At 71.1% G+C, this 21,315-nt stretch carries 17 protein-coding genes, 2 pseudogenes and 1 riboswitch; of the genes and pseudogenes, 10 read left to right on the forward strand and 9 right to left on the reverse strand.

Going from position 1 to position 21,315, the window contains the following annotated elements; all coding sequences use genetic code 11:
- Positions 1 to 26 precede the first annotated feature (26 nt).
- Positions 27 to 584, forward strand: coding sequence for a ribosome recycling factor (gene frr / locus ACFVVO_RS25655; RefSeq protein WP_390057930.1), 558 nt, complete (start codon positions 27 to 29; stop codon positions 582 to 584).
- Positions 584 to 1,687 (forward strand): phosphatidate cytidylyltransferase, encoded by a 1,104-nt coding sequence (locus tag ACFVVO_RS25660; RefSeq protein WP_390057931.1) that lies wholly within the window; start codon positions 584 to 586, stop codon positions 1,685 to 1,687. Before frr ends, ACFVVO_RS25660 begins: the two co-directional genes overlap by 1 nt.
- A 72-nt stretch (positions 1,688 to 1,759) precedes the next feature.
- Here the strand turns inward: ACFVVO_RS25660 and ACFVVO_RS25665 are convergent, their stop codons facing one another.
- Complete coding sequence (locus ACFVVO_RS25665) at positions 1,760 to 2,413, reverse strand: YceI family protein (protein ID WP_390057932.1); 654 nt, start codon at positions 2,411 to 2,413, stop codon at positions 1,760 to 1,762.
- Between the two features lie 327 nt (positions 2,414 to 2,740).
- On the opposite strand from ACFVVO_RS25665, the gene ACFVVO_RS25670 reads away from it, so the two are divergent.
- The 6 genes and pseudogenes from ACFVVO_RS25670 to ACFVVO_RS25695 all read left to right on the forward strand — a co-directional run.
- On the forward strand, positions 2,741 to 3,880 hold the full coding sequence (locus ACFVVO_RS25670) for a PP2C family protein-serine/threonine phosphatase (protein ID WP_390057933.1): 1,140 nt from the start codon (positions 2,741 to 2,743) through the stop codon (positions 3,878 to 3,880).
- Between the two features lie 335 nt (positions 3,881 to 4,215).
- Entirely contained in the window at positions 4,216 to 5,322 is a 1,107-nt protein-coding gene (gene rlmN, locus ACFVVO_RS25675) for a 23S rRNA (adenine(2503)-C(2))-methyltransferase RlmN (protein WP_390057934.1), read from the forward strand.
- Positions 5,323 to 5,345: 23 nt separating this feature from the next.
- Positions 5,346 to 5,453, forward strand: a riboswitch (TPP riboswitch).
- Positions 5,454 to 5,533: 80 nt separating this feature from the next.
- Positions 5,534 to 6,619, forward strand: coding sequence for a thiamine ABC transporter substrate binding subunit (locus ACFVVO_RS25680; protein WP_390057935.1), 1,086 nt, complete (start codon positions 5,534 to 5,536; stop codon positions 6,617 to 6,619).
- Between the two features lie 47 nt (positions 6,620 to 6,666).
- Positions 6,667 to 8,268 (forward strand): ABC transporter permease, encoded by a 1,602-nt coding sequence (locus ACFVVO_RS25685; RefSeq protein WP_390058021.1) that lies wholly within the window; start codon positions 6,667 to 6,669, stop codon positions 8,266 to 8,268.
- A complete protein-coding gene (locus ACFVVO_RS25690) occupies positions 8,268 to 9,290 on the forward strand; it encodes an ABC transporter ATP-binding protein (RefSeq protein ID WP_390057936.1) in 1,023 nt (340 codons plus the stop codon). Before ACFVVO_RS25685 ends, ACFVVO_RS25690 begins: the two co-directional genes overlap by 1 nt.
- Before the next feature lie 118 nt (positions 9,291 to 9,408).
- Positions 9,409 to 9,804, forward strand: a pseudogene (locus tag ACFVVO_RS25695) (hypothetical protein); the annotation flags it as partial.
- A gap of 75 nt (positions 9,805 to 9,879) precedes the next feature.
- Here ACFVVO_RS25695 and ACFVVO_RS25700 read toward each other — a convergent pair.
- The 7 genes from ACFVVO_RS25700 to ACFVVO_RS25730 form a co-directional block, all read right to left on the reverse strand.
- Entirely contained in the window at positions 9,880 to 10,578 is a 699-nt protein-coding gene (locus ACFVVO_RS25700) for an LAETG motif-containing sortase-dependent surface protein (RefSeq protein WP_390057937.1), read from the reverse strand.
- A 159-nt stretch (positions 10,579 to 10,737) separates the two neighbouring features.
- Positions 10,738 to 11,865 carry an LOG family protein gene (locus ACFVVO_RS25705; protein WP_390057938.1) on the reverse strand — a complete coding sequence of 376 codons (1,128 nt, stop codon included), beginning with the start codon at positions 11,863 to 11,865 and terminating at the stop codon, positions 10,738 to 10,740.
- A 44-nt stretch (positions 11,866 to 11,909) separates the two neighbouring features.
- On the reverse strand, positions 11,910 to 12,317 hold the full coding sequence (locus ACFVVO_RS25710) for a VOC family protein (protein WP_390057939.1): 408 nt from the start codon (positions 12,315 to 12,317) through the stop codon (positions 11,910 to 11,912).
- A gap of 109 nt (positions 12,318 to 12,426) precedes the next feature.
- Positions 12,427 to 13,818, reverse strand: coding sequence for a hypothetical protein (locus ACFVVO_RS25715; RefSeq protein ID WP_390057940.1), 1,392 nt, complete (start codon positions 13,816 to 13,818; stop codon positions 12,427 to 12,429).
- Positions 13,800 to 14,540 carry an ABC transporter ATP-binding protein gene (locus ACFVVO_RS25720; RefSeq protein WP_390057941.1) on the reverse strand — a complete coding sequence of 247 codons (741 nt, stop codon included), beginning with the start codon at positions 14,538 to 14,540 and terminating at the stop codon, positions 13,800 to 13,802. Before ACFVVO_RS25720 ends, ACFVVO_RS25715 begins: the two co-directional genes overlap by 19 nt.
- A 209-nt stretch (positions 14,541 to 14,749) precedes the next feature.
- Complete coding sequence (locus tag ACFVVO_RS25725; protein ID WP_390057942.1) at positions 14,750 to 16,132, reverse strand: aspartate aminotransferase family protein; 1,383 nt, start codon at positions 16,130 to 16,132, stop codon at positions 14,750 to 14,752.
- The gene (locus tag ACFVVO_RS25730; RefSeq protein ID WP_390057943.1) at positions 16,117 to 16,638 is read right to left on the reverse strand and encodes an Lrp/AsnC family transcriptional regulator; all 522 of its coding nucleotides are present in this window, start codon (positions 16,636 to 16,638) and stop codon (positions 16,117 to 16,119) included. Before ACFVVO_RS25730 ends, ACFVVO_RS25725 begins: the two co-directional genes overlap by 16 nt.
- 205 nt (positions 16,639 to 16,843) lie before the next feature.
- Here ACFVVO_RS25730 and ACFVVO_RS25735 point away from each other — a divergent pair, with 205 nt between their 5' ends.
- A complete protein-coding gene (locus ACFVVO_RS25735; RefSeq protein ID WP_390057944.1) occupies positions 16,844 to 18,283 on the forward strand; it encodes a gamma-aminobutyraldehyde dehydrogenase in 1,440 nt (479 codons plus the stop codon).
- Between the two features lie 167 nt (positions 18,284 to 18,450).
- Positions 18,451 to 18,744 (forward strand): annotated as a pseudogene (locus tag ACFVVO_RS25740) (spermidine/putrescine ABC transporter substrate-binding protein); the annotation flags it as partial.
- Positions 18,745 to 18,750: 6 nt separating this feature from the next.
- Here the strand turns inward: ACFVVO_RS25740 and ACFVVO_RS25745 are convergent.
- A complete protein-coding gene (locus ACFVVO_RS25745; RefSeq protein WP_390057945.1) occupies positions 18,751 to 21,147 on the reverse strand; it encodes an ATP-binding cassette domain-containing protein in 2,397 nt (798 codons plus the stop codon).
- Positions 21,148 to 21,315: the final 168 nt, after the last annotated feature.

Here is a 21,315-nt window from a genome sequence, read left to right on the forward strand (position 1 = left end):
TTACTCAAGACACGCAGGAGCAAGTGGTGATCGAAGAGACCCTCCTCGAGGCCGAGGAGAAGATGGAGAAGGCCGTCGTGGTCGCCAAGGAGGACTTCGCCGCGATCCGCACCGGCCGTGCGCACCCGGCGATGTTCAACAAGATCGTGGCCGACTACTACGGCGCGCCGACGCCGATCAACCAGCTGGCTTCGTTCTCCGTGCCGGAGCCGCGCATGGCGGTCGTGACCCCGTTCGACAAGAGCGCGCTGCGCAACATCGAGCAGGCGATCCGGGACTCCGACCTGGGCGTCAACCCGAGCAACGACGGCAACATCATCCGCGTGGTGTTCCCCGAGCTCACCGAGGAGCGCCGCCGCGACTACATCAAGGTCGCCAAGAGCAAGGCGGAGGACGCCCGGGTGTCGATCCGCTCGGTGCGCCGCAAGGCCAAGGACGCCATCGACAAGCTGATCAAGGACGGCGAGGTCGGTGAGGACGAGGGCCGCCGTGCGGAGAAGGAGCTCGACGACACCACCGCGAAGTACGTCGCTCAGGTGGACGAGCTCCTGAAGCACAAGGAAGCGGAGCTGCTCGAAGTCTGATGAGCCACTCTTCCTGGGGGGCGCCGCCAACGGCGGGGCAGACCGGCTACTGGGGGCCCACCGAGGGTGGGCCTGTCCAGGGGGCTGCCCCGGCGGGTCCCGCGTACGATGCGCCTGAGGCGCAGCAGACTCGCCCCATGCCCATCGTGCCCGACGTACCCGCGCATGGCGGAGACCAGGACGACGACCGGGGGGCCGCTCGGCTGAGTGGCCCCTTGTTCCGCAACGAGACGCAGAATCCGGAGCCCATGCCCGACGCCCCGCAGCCGGCGCCCGCGCCGCAGAAGAAGAGCGCGGGCCGCGACCTGAGCGCCGCGATAGGCGTCGGAGTCGGGCTCGGTGTGGTGATCATCGCGTCCCTGTTCGTCGTCAAGGCCGTCTTCGTGGGCGTGATCGCGGTCGCTGTGGTCGTCGGGCTGTGGGAGCTGACCAGCAGGCTGCGGGAGCGCAAGGACATCGGGGCGCCGCTGGTGCCGCTCGCGGTGGGCGGTGCGGCGATGGTGGCCGCCGGGTACGTCCGCGGCGCCGAGGGCGCGTGGGTCGCGATGGCGCTGACCGCGCTCGCGGTACTGGTCTGGCGCATGACGGAACCGCCGGAGGGCTATCTCAAGGACGTCACCGCCGGTGTCTTCGCGGCGTTCTACGTGCCGTTCCTGGCCACGTTCGTCGCGATGATGCTCACCGCCGACGACGGTTCCTGGCGTGTGCTGACCTTCCTGCTCCTGACGGTGGTCAGCGACACCGGCGCGTATGCCGTCGGCTGGCGCTTCGGCAAGAACAAGCTCGCCCCGCGCATCAGCCCCGGCAAGACCCGTGAGGGTCTGCTCGGCGCGGTGCTGTTCGCCATGGTCGCGGGCGCGCTGTGCATGCAGTTCCTGATCGACGACGGCCGCTGGTGGCAGGGCCTCCTCCTCGGCCTCGCCGTCGCCGCCAGCGCCACCCTCGGGGACCTCGGCGAATCCATGATCAAGCGCGACCTGGGCATCAAGGACATGGGCACCCTGCTCCCCGGTCACGGCGGCATCATGGACCGCCTGGACTCGCTGCTGCCGACCGCGCCGGTGGTCTGGCTCCTCCTGGTGCTGTTCGTCGGCTCCGCCTGAGCCGCCCGGAGCGCACGGAAGACGGGCCCCATCCTGGCCACAGGGTGGGGCCCGTCGTCGTACGCGCTGAGTTCAGGAGGTGGTGCGGATGGCGGCGATGTCGAACTGGAGGCGGACCTTCTCGCTCACCATGGCCCCGCCCTGGGCGAGCCTGGCGTCGTAGGTCAGACCCCAGTCGCACCGGTTGATGGTCGTGGTGCCGTCGAAGCCGACCCGCTCGTAGCCGAACGGGTCCGTCACATGACCGATGTAGGTGAGTTCCAGGTCGACGGGGCGGCTGACGTTCTTGATGGTGAGGTCGCCGGTCATCCGGTAGACGTCCTCGCCGGCGAGCCGTACGGCGTTGCTCGTGAAGGTCATCCGCGGATACGTCGCCGCGTCCAGGAACTCGCGGCCCATCAGATGGGCGTCGCGCTGCTCCACCCCGGTGTCCACGCTGGCCGTGTACATCACGATGTCGGCCCGGGAGCGGGCCGGGTCACCGGCGTCGAAGTAGAGCCTGCTCTCGTACTCCGTGAAGGCACCGCGCACCGTGGTCACCATCGCGTGCCGCACGGAGAACCCGATCCTGCTGTGCGCGGGGTCGATCGCCCACTCCCCGGTGAGGGACGCCAGTCCGGGATCGGGCAGGACAGCGGTGGCACCGGACGCCGAGGCGGGGTGCGTGGCGGGGGAGGCGGGCGCCTCCAGACGCCGCTGGAAAGGGCTGCGGCCGAAAAGGTTCATGGAGCACCTTGCTACGGCAGCACGCCCGGCCCGGCAAGACCCGACCAGGAAACCCGACCGTTCACCCGCAGAACTTCACAGGTGGGGAGGAGAGTGGACCCGGGCGCCGGTGCGATGTTGAGCGAGTGTTTTACAACTGGTCGCCCTGGCCGGTGTCCTCGCTGTCCTGACCGTCGTTCCCGGCCCGGACAGGGCTGTCGTGACGAAACGGCCGGCGCCGACGCCCTCGGCCGGCATGTGTGCCCCGGGCGCCGTGGCGTCTGCTCGTCGGGCGTCCTCGACGGTGGCAATGTGGGAGATGTGAAAGCTGAGGACAGCTCAGCCGGTATGTGGCAGCTACGGCGGTCGAGTCACGCGTTGCTGCTGATTCCGATCGTCCTCATCGTCGTGATCACGGCGGTCGACCAGCTGGTCCCGGAGGACATCCATCTCGGCCCGCTGCTCGTGATCGCCCCCGCGATCACCGCCTCGTTCACGGGCGCGTGGCTCACTGGCGTGATCGGCTCCCTGGCGGTGGCGGCACAGGCGTACATCGGCTGGCACTTCGGCGTGCTCTTCTCGCGCAACGTGCTGGTCCAGATTCTCGCCCTGGCGGTGCTCTCGGCCCTGAGCGTGGTCTTCTGCCTGATGCGCGAGCGCCGCCAGCGCCAACTGGCCCAGGTGCGGTCGGTCGCCGAGGCCGCACAGCACGGCCTGCTGTGGCCGCTGCCGGAGCGTATGGGGCCCCTGCAGATCGCCTGTCTGTACCTGGCCGCCGAGGACGAAGCGAAGATCGGCGGCGACCTGTACGCGGCCACCCGCGTCACCGGCGGCGTGCGCATCATGATCGGTGATGTCCGGGGCAAGGGGCTGTCCGCCATCGGCGAGGCCGCCCTTCTCCTCGGCGCCTTCCGCGAGGCCGCCCACCGCCACGCCACCCTTCCCGACCTGGCCACCACGCTGGACCACAGCGTGACCCGGTACCTGGCCGACTTCGAGCCGACCGCGGAGGCCGGCGAGCGTTTCGCGACCATGCTGCTGCTGGAACTCCCCGACGACGACCACACCATCCGGATGATCAGTTGCGGCCACCCCCCTCCGCTGCTGCTCAGTCCGAACAGCACCCTCACGGTCCCCAGCCTGCACCCCGCACCACCGCTGGGGACCACGGAAACGGGACCGGAGGCGTACGCCATCGACGCGGCTTCCTTCGAGCCGGGCGACACCCTGCTGCTCTACACGGACGGCGTCATCGAAGCCCGCGACCGCGACGGCCGCTTCTACCCCCTGGAGACGCGGGTCGCCCAGTGGAACAGGACCGGCCCCGAATCGCTGCTCCACCACATCCACCGCGATCTGCTCTCCCACACCCGCGGACGCCTCAACGACGACGCCGCTCTCGTCGCCCTGCACCGCCACCCGGACCGCCACGGACACCGCCGTCACGGCCGCGTCATCCACTCGAGCGGCTTCGGACACACCCCGTGAACCACGCGGTGCCCGAGCGCTTCTCCTGCCCGGAACCGGTCCGCTCCAGTGCCCATTGCAGCGGGCTCCGGCCCGGGGTGGGCGGCAGTTGCCGTGCGGCGTCGAGGTTCTGCGTCCTGTACGTGCGCGTGGATGCAGCGGGTGAGCGATGTGACGTCGGTGATGGAGACGGTCCACTCATCGGCGTAGAGCCGTGCGGCTTCACCGATGATCACCGCTGGGCCGTCTTCGGGCCGTCCGGTGTCGCTCGTGACGAACGGTGACGGCTCCTCACCACAGGCGTGGCGAGCGACGGCCGCAGGTCACCCGATTGGATCTGCGACACTGGTACCACCATGCCCAAGCCCGGAGAACTCACTTTCGTCGCCCCCCGCGGAGCCAAGAAGCCGCCGCGGCATCTTGCTGATCTCACGCCTGCCGAGCGCAAGGACGCCGTGGCCGAGATCGGTGAGAAGCCGTTCCGTGCCAAGCAGCTGTCGCAGCACTACTTCGCGCGGTACGCGCACGACCCGGCGGAGTGGACCGACATCCCCGCCGCCGCGCGCGGCAGACTGCGGGAAGCGTTGCTGCCCGAGCTGATGACCGTCGTGCGGCATCTGTCGACCGACCAGGGGACGACCCGCAAGACGCTGTGGCGGCTGTTCGACGGCACGCTCGTGGAGTCCGTGCTGATGCGGTACCCGGACCGGGTCACCATGTGCATCAGCTCGCAGGCCGGGTGCGGGATGAACTGCCCGTTCTGCGCGACCGGGCAGGCCGGGCTGGACCGCAACCTGTCCACCGCGGAGATCGTGCACCAGATCGTGGACGGGATGCGGGCGCTGCGGGACGGAGAGGTGCCGGGCGGGCCCGCGCGGCTCTCCAACATCGTCTTCATGGGCATGGGGGAGCCGCTCGCCAACTACAAGCGGGTCGTGGGTGCCGTCCGGGCGCTGACCGACCCCGCTCCCGACGGGCTCGGGCTGTCGCAGCGCGGCATCACCGTGTCGACGGTCGGGCTGGTCCCGGCCATCCACCGGTTCTCCGACGAGGGCTTCAAGTGCCGGCTCGCGATCTCCCTGCACGCCCCCGACGACGAGCTGCGTGACACCCTCGTCCCCGTGAACACGCGGTGGAAGGTGCGCGAGGTGCTGGACGCCGGCTTCGAGTACGCCGCGAAGTCCGGGCGCCGGCTGTCCATCGAGTACGCGCTGATCCGGGACATCAACGACCAGGCCTGGCGCGGCGACCGGCTCGGCCGGCTGCTCAGGGGCAGGCCCGTGCACGTCAACCTCATTCCGCTGAACCCGACGCCGGGCTCGAAGTGGACCGCCTCGCGGCCCGAGGACGAGAAGGCGTTCGTGGAGGCGATCGCGGCCCATGGCGTACCGGTCACGGTCCGGGACACCCGGGGGCAGGAGATCGACGGGGCCTGTGGTCAGCTCGCGGCGACCGAGCGATAATCTGGCCACGTCAACACATCTGCATATTCCGACAGGGGAGCGCCACAGCGCTGAGAGTGCGGCAACCGGGCCGCAGACCCTCTGAACCTCGCCCAGGTCATTCTGGGTAGGAAGTTCGGTCATCACTCAAGCTGTTGCGCCCTGCCCGGACTTCCCCGTGGAGCCCGGGCAGGGCCGCGTCTCTTCCTGGCCAACCCCAGGAGGACATCCAGTGCACAACAAGACCCTCGTGGCCGTGGCGACCGGGCTCGGCCTCCTCGCCCTGCCCGTGCTGACCGGGTGCGGGTCGGGCGACGCCAAGGACTCCGCCGCCGACTCCAGGACCGTGACCCTCGTCAGCCACGACTCGTGGCTCGTCTCCAAGAGCGTCATGAAGGACTTCGAGAAGAAGTCCGGGTACAAGGTCAAGGTCCTCAAGAGCGGCGACGCCGGGCAGGCCGTGAACAAGGCGCTGCTGACCAAGGACAACCCGCAGGGCGACGTCTTCTTCGGCGTCGACAACACCCTGCTCTCCCGCGCCCTGGACAACGGGCTGTTCCAGTCCTACGAGCCGAAGGGCTCCGGCCTGGTACTGCCCCAGTACCGCGTCGACCAGGACAAGCACCGCGTCACACCCGTGGACACCGGCGACATCTGCGTCAACTACGACAAGGCCTACTTCAGCGAGCACAAGCTGACCCCGCCGCAGTCCTTCGCCGACCTCGCCAAGCCCGCGTACAGGAACCTCCTCGTCACCGAGAACGCCGCCACCTCCTCGCCGGGCCTCGGCTTCCTGCTGGGCAGCGCCGCGAAGTTCGGCAACGACAATTGGCAGGACTACTGGAAGAAGCTCAAGGCCAACGGCGTCAAGGTCGTCGACGGCTGGGAGCAGGCCTACTACCAGGAGTTCTCCGGGTCGTCGGAGGGCAGGAAGGCCGGCGGCGACCGGCCGCTGGTGGTGTCGTACGCCTCCTCGCCGCCCGCGGAGGTCATCTACGCGAAGAAGCGGCCCAGCACCGCCCCCACCGGGGTGTCCCAGGGCACCTGCTTCCGGCAGACCGAGTACGCGGGCCTGCTGAGCAACGCGAAGAACACCAAGGGCGGCAAGGCGTTCCTCGACTTCCTGCTCACCAAGGAGTTCCAGGAGGACATGCCGCTCAACATGTTCGTCTACCCGGTGCGCGAGGGCGCGGCGGTGCCGCCGGACTTCGCGAAGTACGGGCCGCAGGCCAAGAACCCCGAGACCATGGCCCCCGGCGCCATCGCCACCAACCGTGACAGTTGGGTCAAGTCGTGGACGTCGCTCGTACTGAGGTAGCGGCCCGCGAGGGCACCGCGCGCGGGAGCGCGGCGCGGCTGGGGCTGATGGCCCTGCCCGTCGCGTTCTTCGCCGTGTTCTTCGCCTGGCCCGTCGCCGCGATCGTGGCGCGCGGGCTGAAGGCGGACGGTGTCTGGCAGTTCGGGCGGATGGCGGACGTCGTCACCCAGCCGGACATCCGGCACGTGCTGTGGTTCACCGCCTGGCAGGCGCTCGCCTCCACCGCGCTCACCCTGCTGCTCGCGCTGCCCGCCGCCCATGTCTTCGCCCGCCTCGACTTCCCCGGCAAACATCTGCTGCGGGCGGTCGTCACGGTCCCGTTCGTGCTGCCGACCGTCGTCGTGGGCACGGCGTTCCTGGCGCTCGTCGGACGCGGCGGGCTGCTCGACGACCTGTGGGGCGTACGGCTGGACACCACCGTGTGGGCGATCCTGCTGGCGCACGTCTTCTTCAACTACGCGGTCGTCGTACGGACCGTCGGCGGGCTGTGGGCCCAGCTCGACCCCCGGCAGGAACAGGCCGCGCGGATGCTGGGCGCCTCACCGCTGACGGCGTGGCGGAAGGTCACCCTCCCCGCCCTCGCGCCCGCCGTGGCCGCCGCCGCGCTGATGGTCTTCCTGTTCACCTTCACCTCCTTCGGCGTGGTGCAGATCCTCGGCGGCCCCATGTTCTCCACCCTGGAAGTGGAGATCTACCGGCAGACCTCGGAGGTCTTCGACCTCTCCACGGCGGCCGTCCTGACCCTTCTCCAGTTCGTCGCGGTGGGCGCGATCCTCGCCGTGCACGCCTGGACGGTGAGGCGGCGCGAGAGCGCCCTGCGTCTGGTCGACCCGAAGGTGACCGCCCGCCGGCCGCGTGGCGCCGGGCAGTGGGCGTTGCTCGCCGGCGTCCTGCTCACCGTCGTGCTGCTGCTCGTGCTGCCGCTCGCCGTCCTCGTGCAGCGCTCCCTGGACGCACCCGGCCTCGGCTACTACCGGGCGCTGACCGACGCCGACGGCGGCACCTTCCTGGTGGCGCCGCTGCACGCCGTGTGGACCTCCCTGGAGTACGCCGTCGCCGCCACCGCCATCGCCCTGTTGATCGGGGGTCTCGCCGCCGCCGCGCTGGCCCGCCGGGACGCGGGACGGCTGGTGCGCGGCTTCGACGCGCTGCTGATGCTGCCGCTCGGCGTCTCCGCCGTCACCGTCGGCTTCGGCTTCCTGATCGCCCTGGACCGGCCGCCGCTGGACCTCAGGCAGTCCTGGATCCTCGTTCCGCTCGCCCAGGCGCTGGTCGGCGCCCCCTTCGTGGTACGGACCATGCTGCCCGTGCTGCGGGCGGTGGACGGCCGGCTGCGGGAGGCGGCGGCCGTGCTCGGCGCCTCGCCCTGGCGGGTGTGGCGGGAGGTCGACCTGCCGCTGGTGCGGCGGGCGCTGCTGGTCGCGGCCGGGTTCGCCTTCGCGGTGTCGCTGGGGGAGTTCGGGGCGACCGTGTTCATCGCGCGGCCCGACAACCCGACGCTTCCGGTCGCCGTGGCCCGGCTGCTGAGCCGGCCCGGGGAGCTCAACTACGGGCAGGCGATGGCCCTGTCCACGATTCTGATGGTGGTGTGCGCCGCCGCGCTGCTGGTCCTGGAGCGGCTGCGCACGGACCGGACGGGGGAGTTCTGATGCTGCTGAGCCTCGAGGCCGCGACCGTGCGCCTGGGCGGACGGGCCGTGCTCGACGCGGTGGGCCTCGACGTCGCCGAGCACGAGGTGGTGTGTGTGCTCGGGCCCAGCGGCAGCGGGAAGTCGACGCTGCTCAGGGCGGTGGCCGGGTTGCAGCCGCTGGACTCGGGGCGGGTGCTGCTCGGCGGCCGGGACCAGGCGGGCGTGCCGGCGCACAAGCGCGGTGTCGGGCTGATGTTCCAGGACCACCAGCTCTTCCCGCAGCGGGACGTCGGCGGCAACGTGGCCTTCGGGCTGCGGATGCACGGGGTCGGCAAGGGGCAACGGGACACCGAGGTGGGGGAGTTGCTGGAGCTGGTCGGTCTGCCGGGGGCGGCCCGGCGGGCCGTGGCCGGGCTGTCCGGCGGCGAGCAGCAGCGGGTGGCGCTGGCCCGGGCGCTCGCGCCCCGGCCCCGGCTGCTGATGCTGGACGAGCCGCTGGGCCAGCTCGACCGCTCGCTCCGGGACCGGCTCGTGGTCGAACTCCGCGAACTCTTCCGCCGGTTGGGTACCACTGTGCTCGCCGTGACGCACGACCAGGGCGAGGCGTTCGCGCTGGCCGACCGGGTGGTCGTGATGCGGGACGGGCGGATCGCCCAGTCCGGCACCCCGCTGGAGGTCTGGCAGCGGCCCGCGGACGAGTTTGTGGCCCGGTTCCTCGGCTTCGAGAACGTGGTGCCCGCGACCGTCTCCGACGGCGCCGCGGACACCCCCTGGGGCAAGCTGCCCGTCCCCGACGGCTCGCCCCAGGGCGACCGCCCGCTGCTGGTCCGGCCCGCGGGTGTGCGGCTCGTGGCGGCGGACGAGGGTCTGCCCTGCGCGGTGACCGCCCGTACCTTCAAGGGCACCCATGTGGCCGTCCGGCTGCTGCCCCGGGACGGCGGCCCGCCCCTGGAGGCGGCCTGCGCGCTCCGGGCCGCGCCGGAGCCCGGGGCCGAGGTGGGGCTCGCGTTCGACGCGGCCGAGATCGTCGTGCTCGGGTGATCACCGCGTGCCTGGGGTGAGGGCACGACCTTGCTCGCACATGACCGGTACTGCGACGAAATCGACCGTCAGGTACAGCAGTTGAGGGCCGTGGTGACCTCCGCGCTGATTTCGCCGCCACCGCGCCGACGCGACGCTCGCGGCCGGCCTGCCCTACGAGGTGGCGCCCGACATCGCCGCCGACGCGCTGGACGAGTGGCTCCAGCTCGTGGAGTGGGTCCAGCGGAACGCGGCGCATCCGGCCGCGGCGGAACTGCGCGGCCCCGGGCATGGCATCCACCTGCACGCCACGGACACCGACCCGGCGCTGAACGCCGAGTGGATCGTCGAACTGGGCGAGGAGGGCGTCGGCCGGCGCCGCGGCCACGAGAAGGCCACCGTCGCCCTGCGCGGCCCGCTCACCTCGGTGCTGCTCGCCTTCTACCGCAGGCTGCCGCTGGACGCGCCCGGTCTCGAAGTGCTGGGCGAGCGCGCGGTGCTGGAGTTCTGGCTCGAGCGGACCAGCTTCGGCTGAGCACGACCGCGGCCCGTCCCCCGGGGATACGGGGACGGGCCGCGGTGTTGCACGAGGGGTGTGCGAAGTAGGGCGTCAGCCGCCGTTCTTCGCCCCACGGCGGCGCATGCCGAAGAAGACCGCGCCACCGCCGACGACGACCAGCGCGCCGGCGACACCGGCGATCATGCCGGTGTTGGAGTTCGCACCGGTCTCGGCCAGGTTCGAGTCACCGGCCGCCGGGGACGGCGCGTTGCTCGAGGTGCCCGCCGGGGCGGTGCTGCTCTCCGACTCAGACGGAGTCGGCGTGGCGGACTCCTCCGGGGCGGACGGGGACGGCTTCGACGACGGGCTCGCCGGCGCGCTCGGGGAGGAGGACTCCTCCTTCTTGCAGGCCGTGGCCGGGGTCGTCAGGTCGGGCTTGATGTCATCGTTGACGTCGAACCGCTGGGTCTTGACGTCGACGTGGATGCGGTAGGTCGTGCTGGCCTTCCAGTCCACGTCGAAGACGACCGGCGTGCCTGCGCCGCCCGAACCCTGGACGTCCTTCTGACCGACCTTCGTCTCGCCGGCGTCGGTCTTCTCGTAGACGGTGACGGTGGCGTTGGTGCCGGAGGCGTCGGTGTCCGTGACGGTGATCTGGCCCTGTTCACCGGTGCAGCCGGCCACGGCCGTGAAGTCGCGGATGTTGCAGGCCGAGGCGGAGCCCGCGACACCGAGCGCCAGCGCGGCGGAGGCGGAGGCGACGCCCAGGATGCGCACGGAACGACGTGCGTTACGGCGAGTTATGGACACGTTTGTCCTTTACAGAGTGCATAACTGCGGGGGGTAGAGGGGGTGTTGAGGCACATGGATGAGATGAGATCCCAGCACCCCCAAGAGACACACAGGTCTATAAGCGTTCCATAAGAAGTGTCAATGCATATGCCCGCAACGCACGTTGGCTTTGCCTTCTTATTGCCCTCGCAGGCGTTTCAATGCCTCGGGAGCCTGCTCGATCCGGTCAACCAGGCTGATTCGGGACTCCATCGCCCGGCCCCCGGCCAGCGACCGCAGCAGCGGCCAGGCGGGCAGCCGCCGCGTCCAGTGCTCCTCGTCCACGAGCACCATGGGAGTGGGCCCACCCCGCGACTCGTAGTAGTTCGGCGTCGCGTTGTCGAAGATCTCCTGTACGGTCCCGGCCGCGCCCGGCAGGAACACCACCCCGGCGGTGGAGCGGGCCAGCAGGCCGTCCTCGCGGATGGCGTTGGTGAAGTACTTCGCGATGTGCGCGGCGAAGGCGTTCGGCGGCTCGTGCCCGTAGAACCAGGTCGGGATGCCCACCGACTCCCCACCGCCGGGCCAGCGTTCGCGCACCTCGAAGGCGGCCCGTGCCCAGTCGGTGACGGACGGCCGGAAGGACGGCGTCTTGGCGAGGAGCAGGAGCGCCTCCTCGAGCATGCCGTCGGCGAAGGGCGCGGCGTACGCGCCGAGGTTCGCCGCCTCCATCGCGCCCGGTCCGCCACCCGTGGCGACCGTGAACCCGGCGCGCGTCAGCTCGCGGCCCAGCCGGGCCGCGCCGGCGTACTCGGCGGTGCCACGGGCCATCGCGTGTCCGCCCATGACGCCCACCACCCGGGCGCCGGCGAGGAGTTCGTCCAGGGAGTCGGAGACCGAGTCGTCGTGGATCGCGCGCAGCATCGAGGCGAAGACGTCGCCGTCCGCCTTGGTGCGCTGGAACCAGGCGTAGGCCCGCGCGTCGGGCGTCGCCTCGTAGCCGTCGTCGAGTGACTCGAACAACTCGTCGGGCGTGTAGGCGAACCCGCGGTACGGATCGAAGGGGAGCCCCGGTATCGGCGGGAAGACCAGGGCGCCGGCCGAGCGGACGTGCGCGGCGGCCTCGGGGTCCATCGGGCAGCCGAGGAAGACGGCGCCCGCGGTGTCGGCGGTGAGCAGCTCGTTCGTACGTGCCGTCAGATCGACGGCCTGGACACGGAATCGGGTCAGCGAGCCGTGCGCGGCGACCACCTCGTCGAACTCGGCGAGGGACTCGATCTCACGGTCGTGGGCGGCTCGGTTCGGCTGGGCGGGTGTCTGATCCACCCGCCCATGCTAGGCGTGCGTGTGCGCGTGCCCGGCCGGAAGGGTCAGCCCTGGACCGCGGCCGGGTCCATCCACATCACCTCCCAGGTGTGGCCGTCGAGGTCGTCGAAGGCGCGGCCGTACATGAAGCCGTGGTCCTGGGTCTCGCCGCTCGCCGAGCCGCCGGCCGCGATCGCCCCGTCGACCAGCTCGTCCACCTTCTCGCGGCTCTCCGCGCTCAGGCAGATCAGCACCTCGCTGGTCCTGGTGGAGTCCGCGATCTCCTTCTTGGTGAAATCGGCGTAGCGCTGCTTGCTCAGCAGCATCGCGACGATCGTGTCGCTGATCACCACGCAGGCGCAGTCGTCGGTGCTGAACTGCGGGTTGATCGAGTAGCCGAGCCCGGTGAAGAACTTCCTCGAGGCCTCGACGTCGTCGGTGGCCAGGTTCACGAAGATCATCTGCTGGTACACGGGGTGCCTCCCTGGGCTGCGGTCGCTGCTGTCGTGGGTTGGACACCGGGCGGCGGGAAAACTCATCGCCGGGTGGCGATCTTCTTCCGCCCGGCTCCGGCGCGGGATCTCAGTGGGCCGACGCCAGCGCCGCGAGATGGGCGATCACCAGCGTGAGCGGGCCGAACAGCGCCAGCAGGGCGGCCGCGCGCAGGGCGGCGGCGGTACGCAGCATTCCCGCCGGGGCGCCGAGCCGCAGCAGGGCGGCGGTGGTCTCGGCACGGCACTGACGGGCCTCGACGGCCGCCGTCAGCAGGGTGGCCACGGTGCATCCGGTGACCACGAGCGCGCCGAGCGCGGTGAGCGGGCCGGGGGACGCGGCCGGGCCCTCGTACAGGACGGTCATGGCGTACGTGGCCGAGGCGGCCGCGCAGGCCACGCCGAGCGGCCGGCCGATCCGTGGGGCCTCCGCCATGAGCACGCGGCCGGCCAGCAGCCGGAGCGCTCCGGGGTGGGTGGACTGCAGCAGGCGCCCGCACAGGTGGGTGAGGCCGGGGGTGGCGAGCACGAGCCCGGCGGCGGTGAGGATCCAGCCGGCCAGGACGGCCATGGCCTCGGTGGGCAGATGGGTGAGGGCGGGGGCGGACGCGGGCCCGCCAGAGTAGGCCTGTACGGCGAGCCCGGCGGCGACGGCCGCGATGCCCCAGGGCAGACCGGCGGGGGTGGCGGCCGGGGAGGGCCGGCGGCCGGGAGTGCCGGCGTCGTCGGCGTCCAGGACCTCGGCCCCGTTCACCTCGGCCCCGTTCACCTCGGACCCGTGCACCTCGGGCTCGGTGACCGCCGCCGTGGTGGCCCCGGCGGCCGGGGGCCGGGCGGCGCCCTGCTTCGTCGCCGCGGGTGTGCGCAGCCGCGCCCCGAACCTTCCGTACGCCCCGAACGTCTCCCGGGGCGCCGAGTGGCCGTACGCGCCGAAGCGGCCGAGGGCGCGCGGGGCGCCGGCCGGCGGATGCGGGTCCCGGGGGCGCAGGGCGACCGCGACCGTCGCGGCGGCGAGCGTCGGGACCAGGGTCAGCAGGGTCAGCGCCGCGGGCAGCGGCAGGGGCTGGTCCGTGGCCAGGAACCGGGCCGCCGCGCCGTCCAGCGGTGTGCCCGCCAGGTCGCCGCGCAGGTGCAGGAAGAGCAGCAGGGCCAGCAGCGAACCCAGGCCGCAGGACAGCACGGTGGTCAGGACCGAGACCGCCATCAGCCGCGCCGGGCCGAGGCCCACAGCCGACAGACCCGGACGGGGCCTGGTGCCGGGATCCGTGCGGGCCACGGCGAGCGCGAAGTACACCGTGGCCGCGAGCGGGGCCACGCACCAGGCCAGCCGCGGCACCGCCGCGCCCGGTGCCCCGGGGTGGGCCAGCGCGTAGCCGAGGGAGGACAGGAGGAGGAAACCGGTGCCCGCGGAGGCCGCGGCCACGAGCAGCCGGCGCAGTTGGACGGCGGGCCGGGCCGCGCGGGTCAGACGGAGAGCGAGCACGCGGCCCGGCCTTCCGTCTCCGCGGCCTCCGGCAGCGACACGGTCCGCACCCGCCGCCCGTCCAGCAGGGAGACGGTGCGGTCGGCGAGGGCGGCGGTGTCGGCGTCGTGCGTGGCCAGAACGACCGTGATGCCGTGCGAGCGGGCCGCCGTGGTGAGGGTGCGCAGCACGTGCGCCCGGTCACCGCGGTGCAGCGGGGCCGTCGGCTCGTCCGCGAAGAGGACCGTGGGCCCCGGGGCGAGCGCGCGGGCGATGGCCACGCGCTGGCGTTCGGCCTGTTGCAGCTCCCGCGGGTGCCTGCGCGCGTGCTCGCCGGCGTCGAGGCGCTCCAGCCACTCCAGCGCGGCCACCTTGGCGCGCCGGCGGCCGATGCCGCGCAGCATCAGGGGCAGGGCGGTGTTCTCCCAGACGTTCAGCTCCGGTACCAGCGCCGGGGCCGGTTCGACCCAGCCGAAGTGGTCGCGGCGCAGCCGCTCGCGGGCCGTCGGGCCCATGGTGTGCACGGGCGAGCTGTTGAACCAGACCTCGCCCTCGCGCACCGGGAGGAGTCCGGACAGGCAGTGCAGCAGGGTCGTCTTGCCGCTGCCGCGCGGGCCGGCGACGGCGAGGATCTCGCCCACCCGCACGCCGAGCGAGACCCCGGCGAGGCCGGGGGAGCCGTCCTGGTGCCTGAAGTGCAGGGAGCGTGCCCAGAGCACGTCGTTGTCCGGCGGGGCCTCCATGGCGTACACCTCGGTTCTGATCCGTTTTCCCGTGCCTGATCGCTCGTCCGGGTGAACGAAGGCAGCGCCGATCGGTCACTGGCACGCTAGGCAGCCCACCGCGGGAGCCCGGACAGCACACGGCCCCGGGCCGCCGTTCTCACTCGAACGGGCGGCACCGGGGCCGGTGTTGATCATCCGGTCGGATGATCCGGGCTCGCGCCGGAGGCTCAGAGCTTCGTCCACGCCTCCGTGAGGGTGGCGCGCAGGATCTGCTCGATCTCGTCGAACGTCTCCTGGTTGGAGATCAGCGGCGGGGCGAGCTGGATGACCGGGTCGCCGCGGTCGTCGGCACGGCAGTACAGGCCGTTGTCGAACAGCGCCTTGGAGAGGAAGCCGTACAGGACGCGCTCGGTCTCCTCCTCGTTGAAGGACTCCTTGGTGTTCTTGTCCTTCACCAGCTCGATGCCGTAGAAGAAGCCGTTGCCGCGGACGTCGCCGACGATCGGCAGGTCGTGCAGCTTCTGCAGGGTCCGCAGGAACGCGCCCTCGTTGTCCAGCACGTGCTGGTTCAGGCCCTCGCGCTCGAACAGGTCGAGGTTGGCGAGGCCCACCGCGGCCGACACCGGGTGGCCGCCGAAGGTGTAGCCGTGCAGGAAGGTGTTGTCGCCCTTGTAGAACGGCTCGGCGAGGCGGTCGGAGACGATGCAGGCGCCGATCGGGGAGTAGCCCGAGGTCATGCCCTTGGCGCAGGTGATCATGTCCGGGACGTAGCCGAACTTGTCACAGGCGAACATCGTGCCCAGGCGGCCGAAGGCGCAGATGACCTCGTCCGAGACGAGCAGCACGTCGTACTTGTCGCATATCTCGCGCACGCGCTGGAAGTAGCCGGGCGGGGGCGGGAAGCAGCCGCCGGCGTTCTGCACCGGCTCCAGGAAGACCGCGGCGACCGTGTCCGCGCCCTCGAAGAGGATCTGCTGCTCGATCTGGTCGGCGGCCCAGCGGCCGAAGGCCTCCGGGTCGTCACCGAAGATCGGCGCACGGTAGATGTTGGTGTTCGGGACCTTGTGCGCGCCGGGCACCAGCGGCTCGAAGGGGGCCTTCAGGGCGGGCAGGCCGGTGATTGACAGGGCGCCCTGCGGGGTGCCGTGGTAGGCGACCGCACGCGAGATGACCTTGTACTTGGTCGGCTTGCCCTGCAGCTTGAAGTACTGCTTGGCGAGCTTCCAGGCGGTCTCGACGGCCTCGCCGCCGCCGGTGGTGAAGAAGACCTTGTTCAGATCGCCCGGGGCGTGGTGAGCCAGGCGCTCGGCCAGCTCGACGGCCTTGGGGTGGGCGTAGGACCACACCGGGAAGAAGGCCAGCTCCTGGGCCTGCTTGAAGGCGGTCTCGGCGAGTTCGGTGCGGCCGTGACCGGCCTGGACCACGAACAGGCCCGCGAGACCGTCGAGGTAGCGCCTGCCCTTGTCGTCGTAGATGTAGGTGCCCTCGCCCCGGACGATGGTCGGGACGGGGGAGTTCTCGTACGAGGACATGCGGGTGAAGTGCATCCACAGGTGGTCGTACGCGGTGCGGCTGAGGTCCTTCTCGGTCACGGTTATCGGGTTCCCCACATGTAGGTCTGCTTCTTGAGCTTCAGGTAGACGAAGCTCTCGGTGGAGCGCACGCCGGGCAGGGCCCGGATGCGTTTGTTGATGACGTCCAGCAGGTGGTCGTCGTCCTCGCAGACGATCTCGGCGAGGATGTCGAACGAGCCCGCGGCCATCACCACGTACTCGACCTCCGACATGCCGGTCAGCGCGTCCGCGATCGACTCGACATCGCCCTCGACGTTGATCCCGACCATCGCCTGCCTGCGGAAGCCCACGGTGAGCGGGTCCGTGACGGCGACGATCTGCATCACGCCCTGGTCCAGCAGCTTCTGGACGCGCTGGCGCACGGCCGCCTCGGACAGGCCGACGGCCTTGCCGATCGCGGCGTACGGCCGGCGGCCGTCCTCCTGGAGCTGCTGAATGATGGCGAGGGAGACGGCGTCCAGCTGGGGACTGCTGCCGTTCCTGGACTCGCGGGGCGAGTCCCTCTGGTCTGCGCTTCGACTGGCCACGGGCTCACTCTGCACGACGTCTCGACAGAATCGCAAGGCCGTGGCGATGAAATTCGTTGTTTACGACTCCCAACCGTGCGGATTTCGCAGAACAGGTGGCGACGGGGGTGTTGAAAACGTGGGCGTGCCGATTAGGGTGGGGTGTCTCAGTCTTCGGACAGCCGGAGCGGCTGTCCGGGCTGGACAGCTCGAACCCTCGAACCAGATCAGGAGGCCGGCAGTGAGCACCGAGCTGCGTCGTCTGCGCAACTACATCGACGGTGAGTTCCGGGACGCCGCCGACGGACGGACCACCGAGGTGGTCAACCCCGCGACGGGCGAGGCGTACGCGACCGCGCCGCTGTCCGGCCAGGCGGACGTGGACGCCGCGATGGCGGCCGCCGCCGCGGCCTTCCCGGCCTGGCGCGACACCACCCCCGCGGAGCGCCAGAAGGCCCTGTTGAAGATCGCCGACGCGTTCGAGGAGCGCGCCGAGGACCTGATCGCGGCCGAGGTGGAGAACACGGGCAAGCCGACCGGGCTGACCCGCTCCGAGGAGATCCCGCCGATGGTCGACCAGATCCGCTTCTTCGCGGGTGCGGCCCGGCTGCTCGAGGGCCGCTCGGCCGGCGAGTACATGGACGGGATGACCTCGATCATCCGCCGCGAGCCGGTGGGCGTCTGCGCCCAGGTGGCCCCGTGGAACTACCCGATGATGATGGCCGTGTGGAAGTTCGCCCCGGCCATCGCCGCGGGCAACACGGTCGTGCTGAAGCCCTCGGACACCACCCCCGCCTCGACCGTGCTGATCGCCGAGATCCTCGGCTCGATCCTGCCCAAGGGCGTCTTCAACGTCATCTGCGGCGACCGCGACTCCGGCCGCCTGATGGTCGAGCACCCGACCCCGGCGATGGCCTCCATCACCGGTTCCGTCCGGGCCGGCATGTCGGTCGCCGAGTCCGCGTCCAAGGACGTCAAGCGGGTCCACCTGGAGCTGGGCGGCAAGGCCCCCGTCGTGGTCTTCGAGGACACCGACATCGCCAAGGCCGTCGAGGACATCTCCGTGGCGGGCTTCTTCAACGCCGGCCAGGACTGCACGGCCGCGACCCGCGTCCTGGTCCACGAGTCCATCCACGACGAGTTCGTCTCCGCGCTGGCCAAGGCCGCCGCCGAGACCAAGACCGGACAGCCGGACGACGAGGACGTCCTCTTCGGCCCGCTGAACAACCCCAACCAGCTCAAGCAGGTCGTCGGCTTCATCGAGCGGCTGCCCGCGCACGCCAAGGTGGAGGCGGGCGGCCAGCAGGTCGGCGACAAGGGCTACTTCTACGCCCCGACCGTCGTCTCCGGCCTGAAGCAGGACGACGAGATCATCCAGAACGAGGTCTTCGGCCCGGTCATCACCGTCCAGTCCTTCGCGGACGAGGACCAGGCCGTCGAGTGGGCCAACGGCGTCGAGTACGCCCTCGCCTCCTCGGTGTGGACCAAGGACCACGGCCGCGCGATGCGCATGTCCAAGAAGCTCGACTTCGGCTGCGTGTGGATCAACACCCACATCCCGCTGGTCGCCGAGATGCCGCACGGCGGCTTCAAGAAGTCCGGCTACGGCAAGGACCTGTCGGCGTACGGCTTCGAGGACTACACGCGGATCAAGCACGTGATGACGTCGCTCGACGCGTAGGGCCCCTGACGCTCAGGCCTCCGGCGCCCGGGCCCCTGGCTCGTGGACCCGAGGGCAGGCCCGCGCTGCCCCGGACGGGACACCTCCCCGTCCGGGGCAGTGCGCTCGTACGGCGGGCCTCGATGCCGATGGACAGGGTGTCGGGTACGGCCCGGTCCGCTCGACGCACCGTCATGATCCCCGACCGGGCCCGCCACAGGTCCAGCGGCGGGCGACTGATCGACCACTACTACGAACCCGAGGTCGCCGCGGAGCTCGCCGCCTGGGTCAACTACGTCTGCCCCGTGCCGGCGGCCAGGGAGGTCCTGGCCGCGTCCAAGGACAAGGACACGGCCGCCCTGGCCCACAACCCCCTGATCTTCCCCGACTCCACCGTGCGCGGACGCCTGGCCATCGCCCGCGGCATCACCTCCACGGAACGACCGGAACTCGCGAAGCGCTGGAACACGATCGTGGGGCTCCAGGAGTCAGACCGCGCCGTCGCCGACGTAGGCCGCCAGGTGCTCGCCCGTGAGGGTCGGGCGGGCGGCGATCAGGTCGGTGGGGGTGCCCTCGAAGACGATCCGGCCGCCGTCGTGGCCGGCGCCGGGGCCGAGGTCGATGATCCAGTCGGCGTGTGCCATGACCGCCTGGTGGTGTTCGACGACGATGACCGACTTGCCGGAGTCGACGAGCCGGTCGAGCAGGCCCAGCAGTTGCTCGACGTCGGCGAGGTGCAGACCGGAGGTGGGTTCGTCGAGGACGTAGACGCCGCCCTTGTCCCCCATGTGGGTGGCCAGCTTCAGCCGCTGCCGCTCGCCGCCGGACAGGGTGGTGAGCGGCTGGCCGAGGGTGAGGTAGCCGAGTCCGACGTCGGAGAGCCGGCCCAGGACGCGGTGCGCCGCCGGGGTGCGTGCCTCGCCGGCGCCGAAGAACTCCTCGGCCTCGAAGACCGACATCGCGAGCACCTCGCTGATGTCGCGGCCGCCGAGGTGGTACTCCAGCACCGACGCCTCGAACCGCTTGCCCTCGCACTCCTCGCAGGTGGTGGCGACGCCGGCCATCATCGCCAGGTCGGTGTAGACGACGCCGGCGCCGTTGCAGGTGGGGCAGGCGCCCTCGGAGTTGGCGCTGAACAGGGCCGGCTTGACGCCGTTGGCCTGGGCGAACGCCTTGCGGATCGGGTCGAGCAGCCCGGTGTAGGTCGCCGGGTTGCTGCGCCGAGAGCCGCGGATCGGGGTCTGGTCGACCGACACCACGCCCGCGCCGGCCGGGATCGAGCCGTGCACGAGGGAGCTCTTGCCGGACCCGGCGACACCGGTGACGACGGCGAGCACCCCGAGCGGGATGTCGACGTCGACGTCGCGCAGGTTGTTCGCCGACGCCCCGCGGATCTGCAGGGTGCCGGTCGGCTTGCGCACCGTCTTCTTGACGGCGGCCCGGTCGTCGAGATGACGGCCGGTCAGCGTGCCACTGGCCCGCAGGCCCTCGAGGGTGCCCTCGAAGCAGACGGCGCCGCCCGCCGTACCGGCGCCGGGGCCGAGGTCGACGACATGGTCGGCGATCGCGATCATCTCCGGCTTGTGCTCCACGACGAGCACCGTGTTGCCCTTGTCCCGCAGCCGCAGCAGGAGTTCGTTCATCCGCTGGATGTCGTGCGGGTGCAGACCCGCGGTGGGCTCGTCGAAGACGTACGTGACGTCGGTGAGCGAGGAGCCCAGGTGGCGGATCATCTTCACGCGCTGCGCCTCGCCGCCCGAGAGGGTGCCCGCCGGCCGGTCGAGGGCGAGGTAGCCGAGGCCGATCTCCACGAACGAGTCCAGGGTCTGCCGCAGCTTCGCCAGCAGCGGCGCCACCGACGGCTCGTCGAGGTCGCGCACCCATGCGGCCAGGTCGCTGATCTGCATCGCGCAGGCGTCGGCGATGCTCATCCCGCCGATCTTCGACGACCGGGCGCCCTCGTTCAGCCGGGTGCCGTCGCAGTCGGGGCAGGTGGTGAAGGTGACCGCGCGGTCCACGAACTCCCGGATGTGCGGCTGCATCGCCTCCCGGTCCTTGGCGAGCATCGACTTCTGGATCCGCGGGATCAGCCCCTCATAGGTCATGTTGATGCCCGCGATCTTCATCCGGGTCGGCTCGCGGTGCAGGAAGTCCCGCAGCTCCTTCTTGGTGTACTTGCTGATCGGCTTGTCCGGGTCGTAGAAACCCGACTCGCTGTAGAGACGGTAGTTCCAGCCGCCCGCCTTGTAGCCGGGGATGGTGAGCGCCCCCTCGCTCAGTGACTTGGAGTCGTCGTAGAGCTGGGTGAGGTCGATGTCGGAGACCGTGCCCCGGCCTTCGCAGCGCGGGCACATGCCGCCGGTGATGCTGAAGCTGCGGCGCTCCTTCATGGTCTGCCCGGCGCGCTGGACGGTGACCGCGCCCGCGCCGCTGATCGAGGCGACGTTGAAGGAGAACGCCTTGGGCGAGCCGATGTGCGGCCGCCCGAGCCGGCTGAAGAGGATGCGCAGCATCGCGTTGGCGTCGGTGGCGGTGCCGACCGTGGAGCGCGGGTCGCCGCCCATCCGCTGCTGGTCGACGGTGATCGCGGTCGTGAGCCCGTCGAGCACGTCGACCTCGGGCCGGGCGAGGGCCGGCATGAAGCCCTGCACGAAGGCGCTGTACGTCTCGTTGATCAGCCGCTGCGACTCGGCCGCGATGGTGTCGAACACCAGTGAGCTCTTGCCCGAGCCGGAGACACCGGTGAACACCGTCAGCCGGCGCTTGGGGAGCTCGATGCTGACGTCCTTGAGGTTGTTCTCGCGCGCGCCGTGCACCCGGATCAGGCCGTGGCTGTCGGCGACGTGCGGCGCAGGCGGCTGGGTGGCGTCCGTCCTCGTGGCCATGCTCTTCCTGTCTCCATCCGTTGGGGGCGCCGCCCGCGCGGTTCCCTCGGCGTCGCCCGGTTCGGACCCTCGGCTCGATCGCCGGCTCGGTCCAGGCAGCACGCTAGCCGCGCGCCCCGGTCCGGCGCTTCTCGATTCCTGACCGGTCGGCCGATTTCTCGCCCGGAA

The organism is Streptomyces sp. NPDC058145, from assembly GCF_042884245.1.
Lineage (GTDB): Bacteria > Actinomycetota > Actinomycetes > Streptomycetales > Streptomycetaceae > Streptomyces.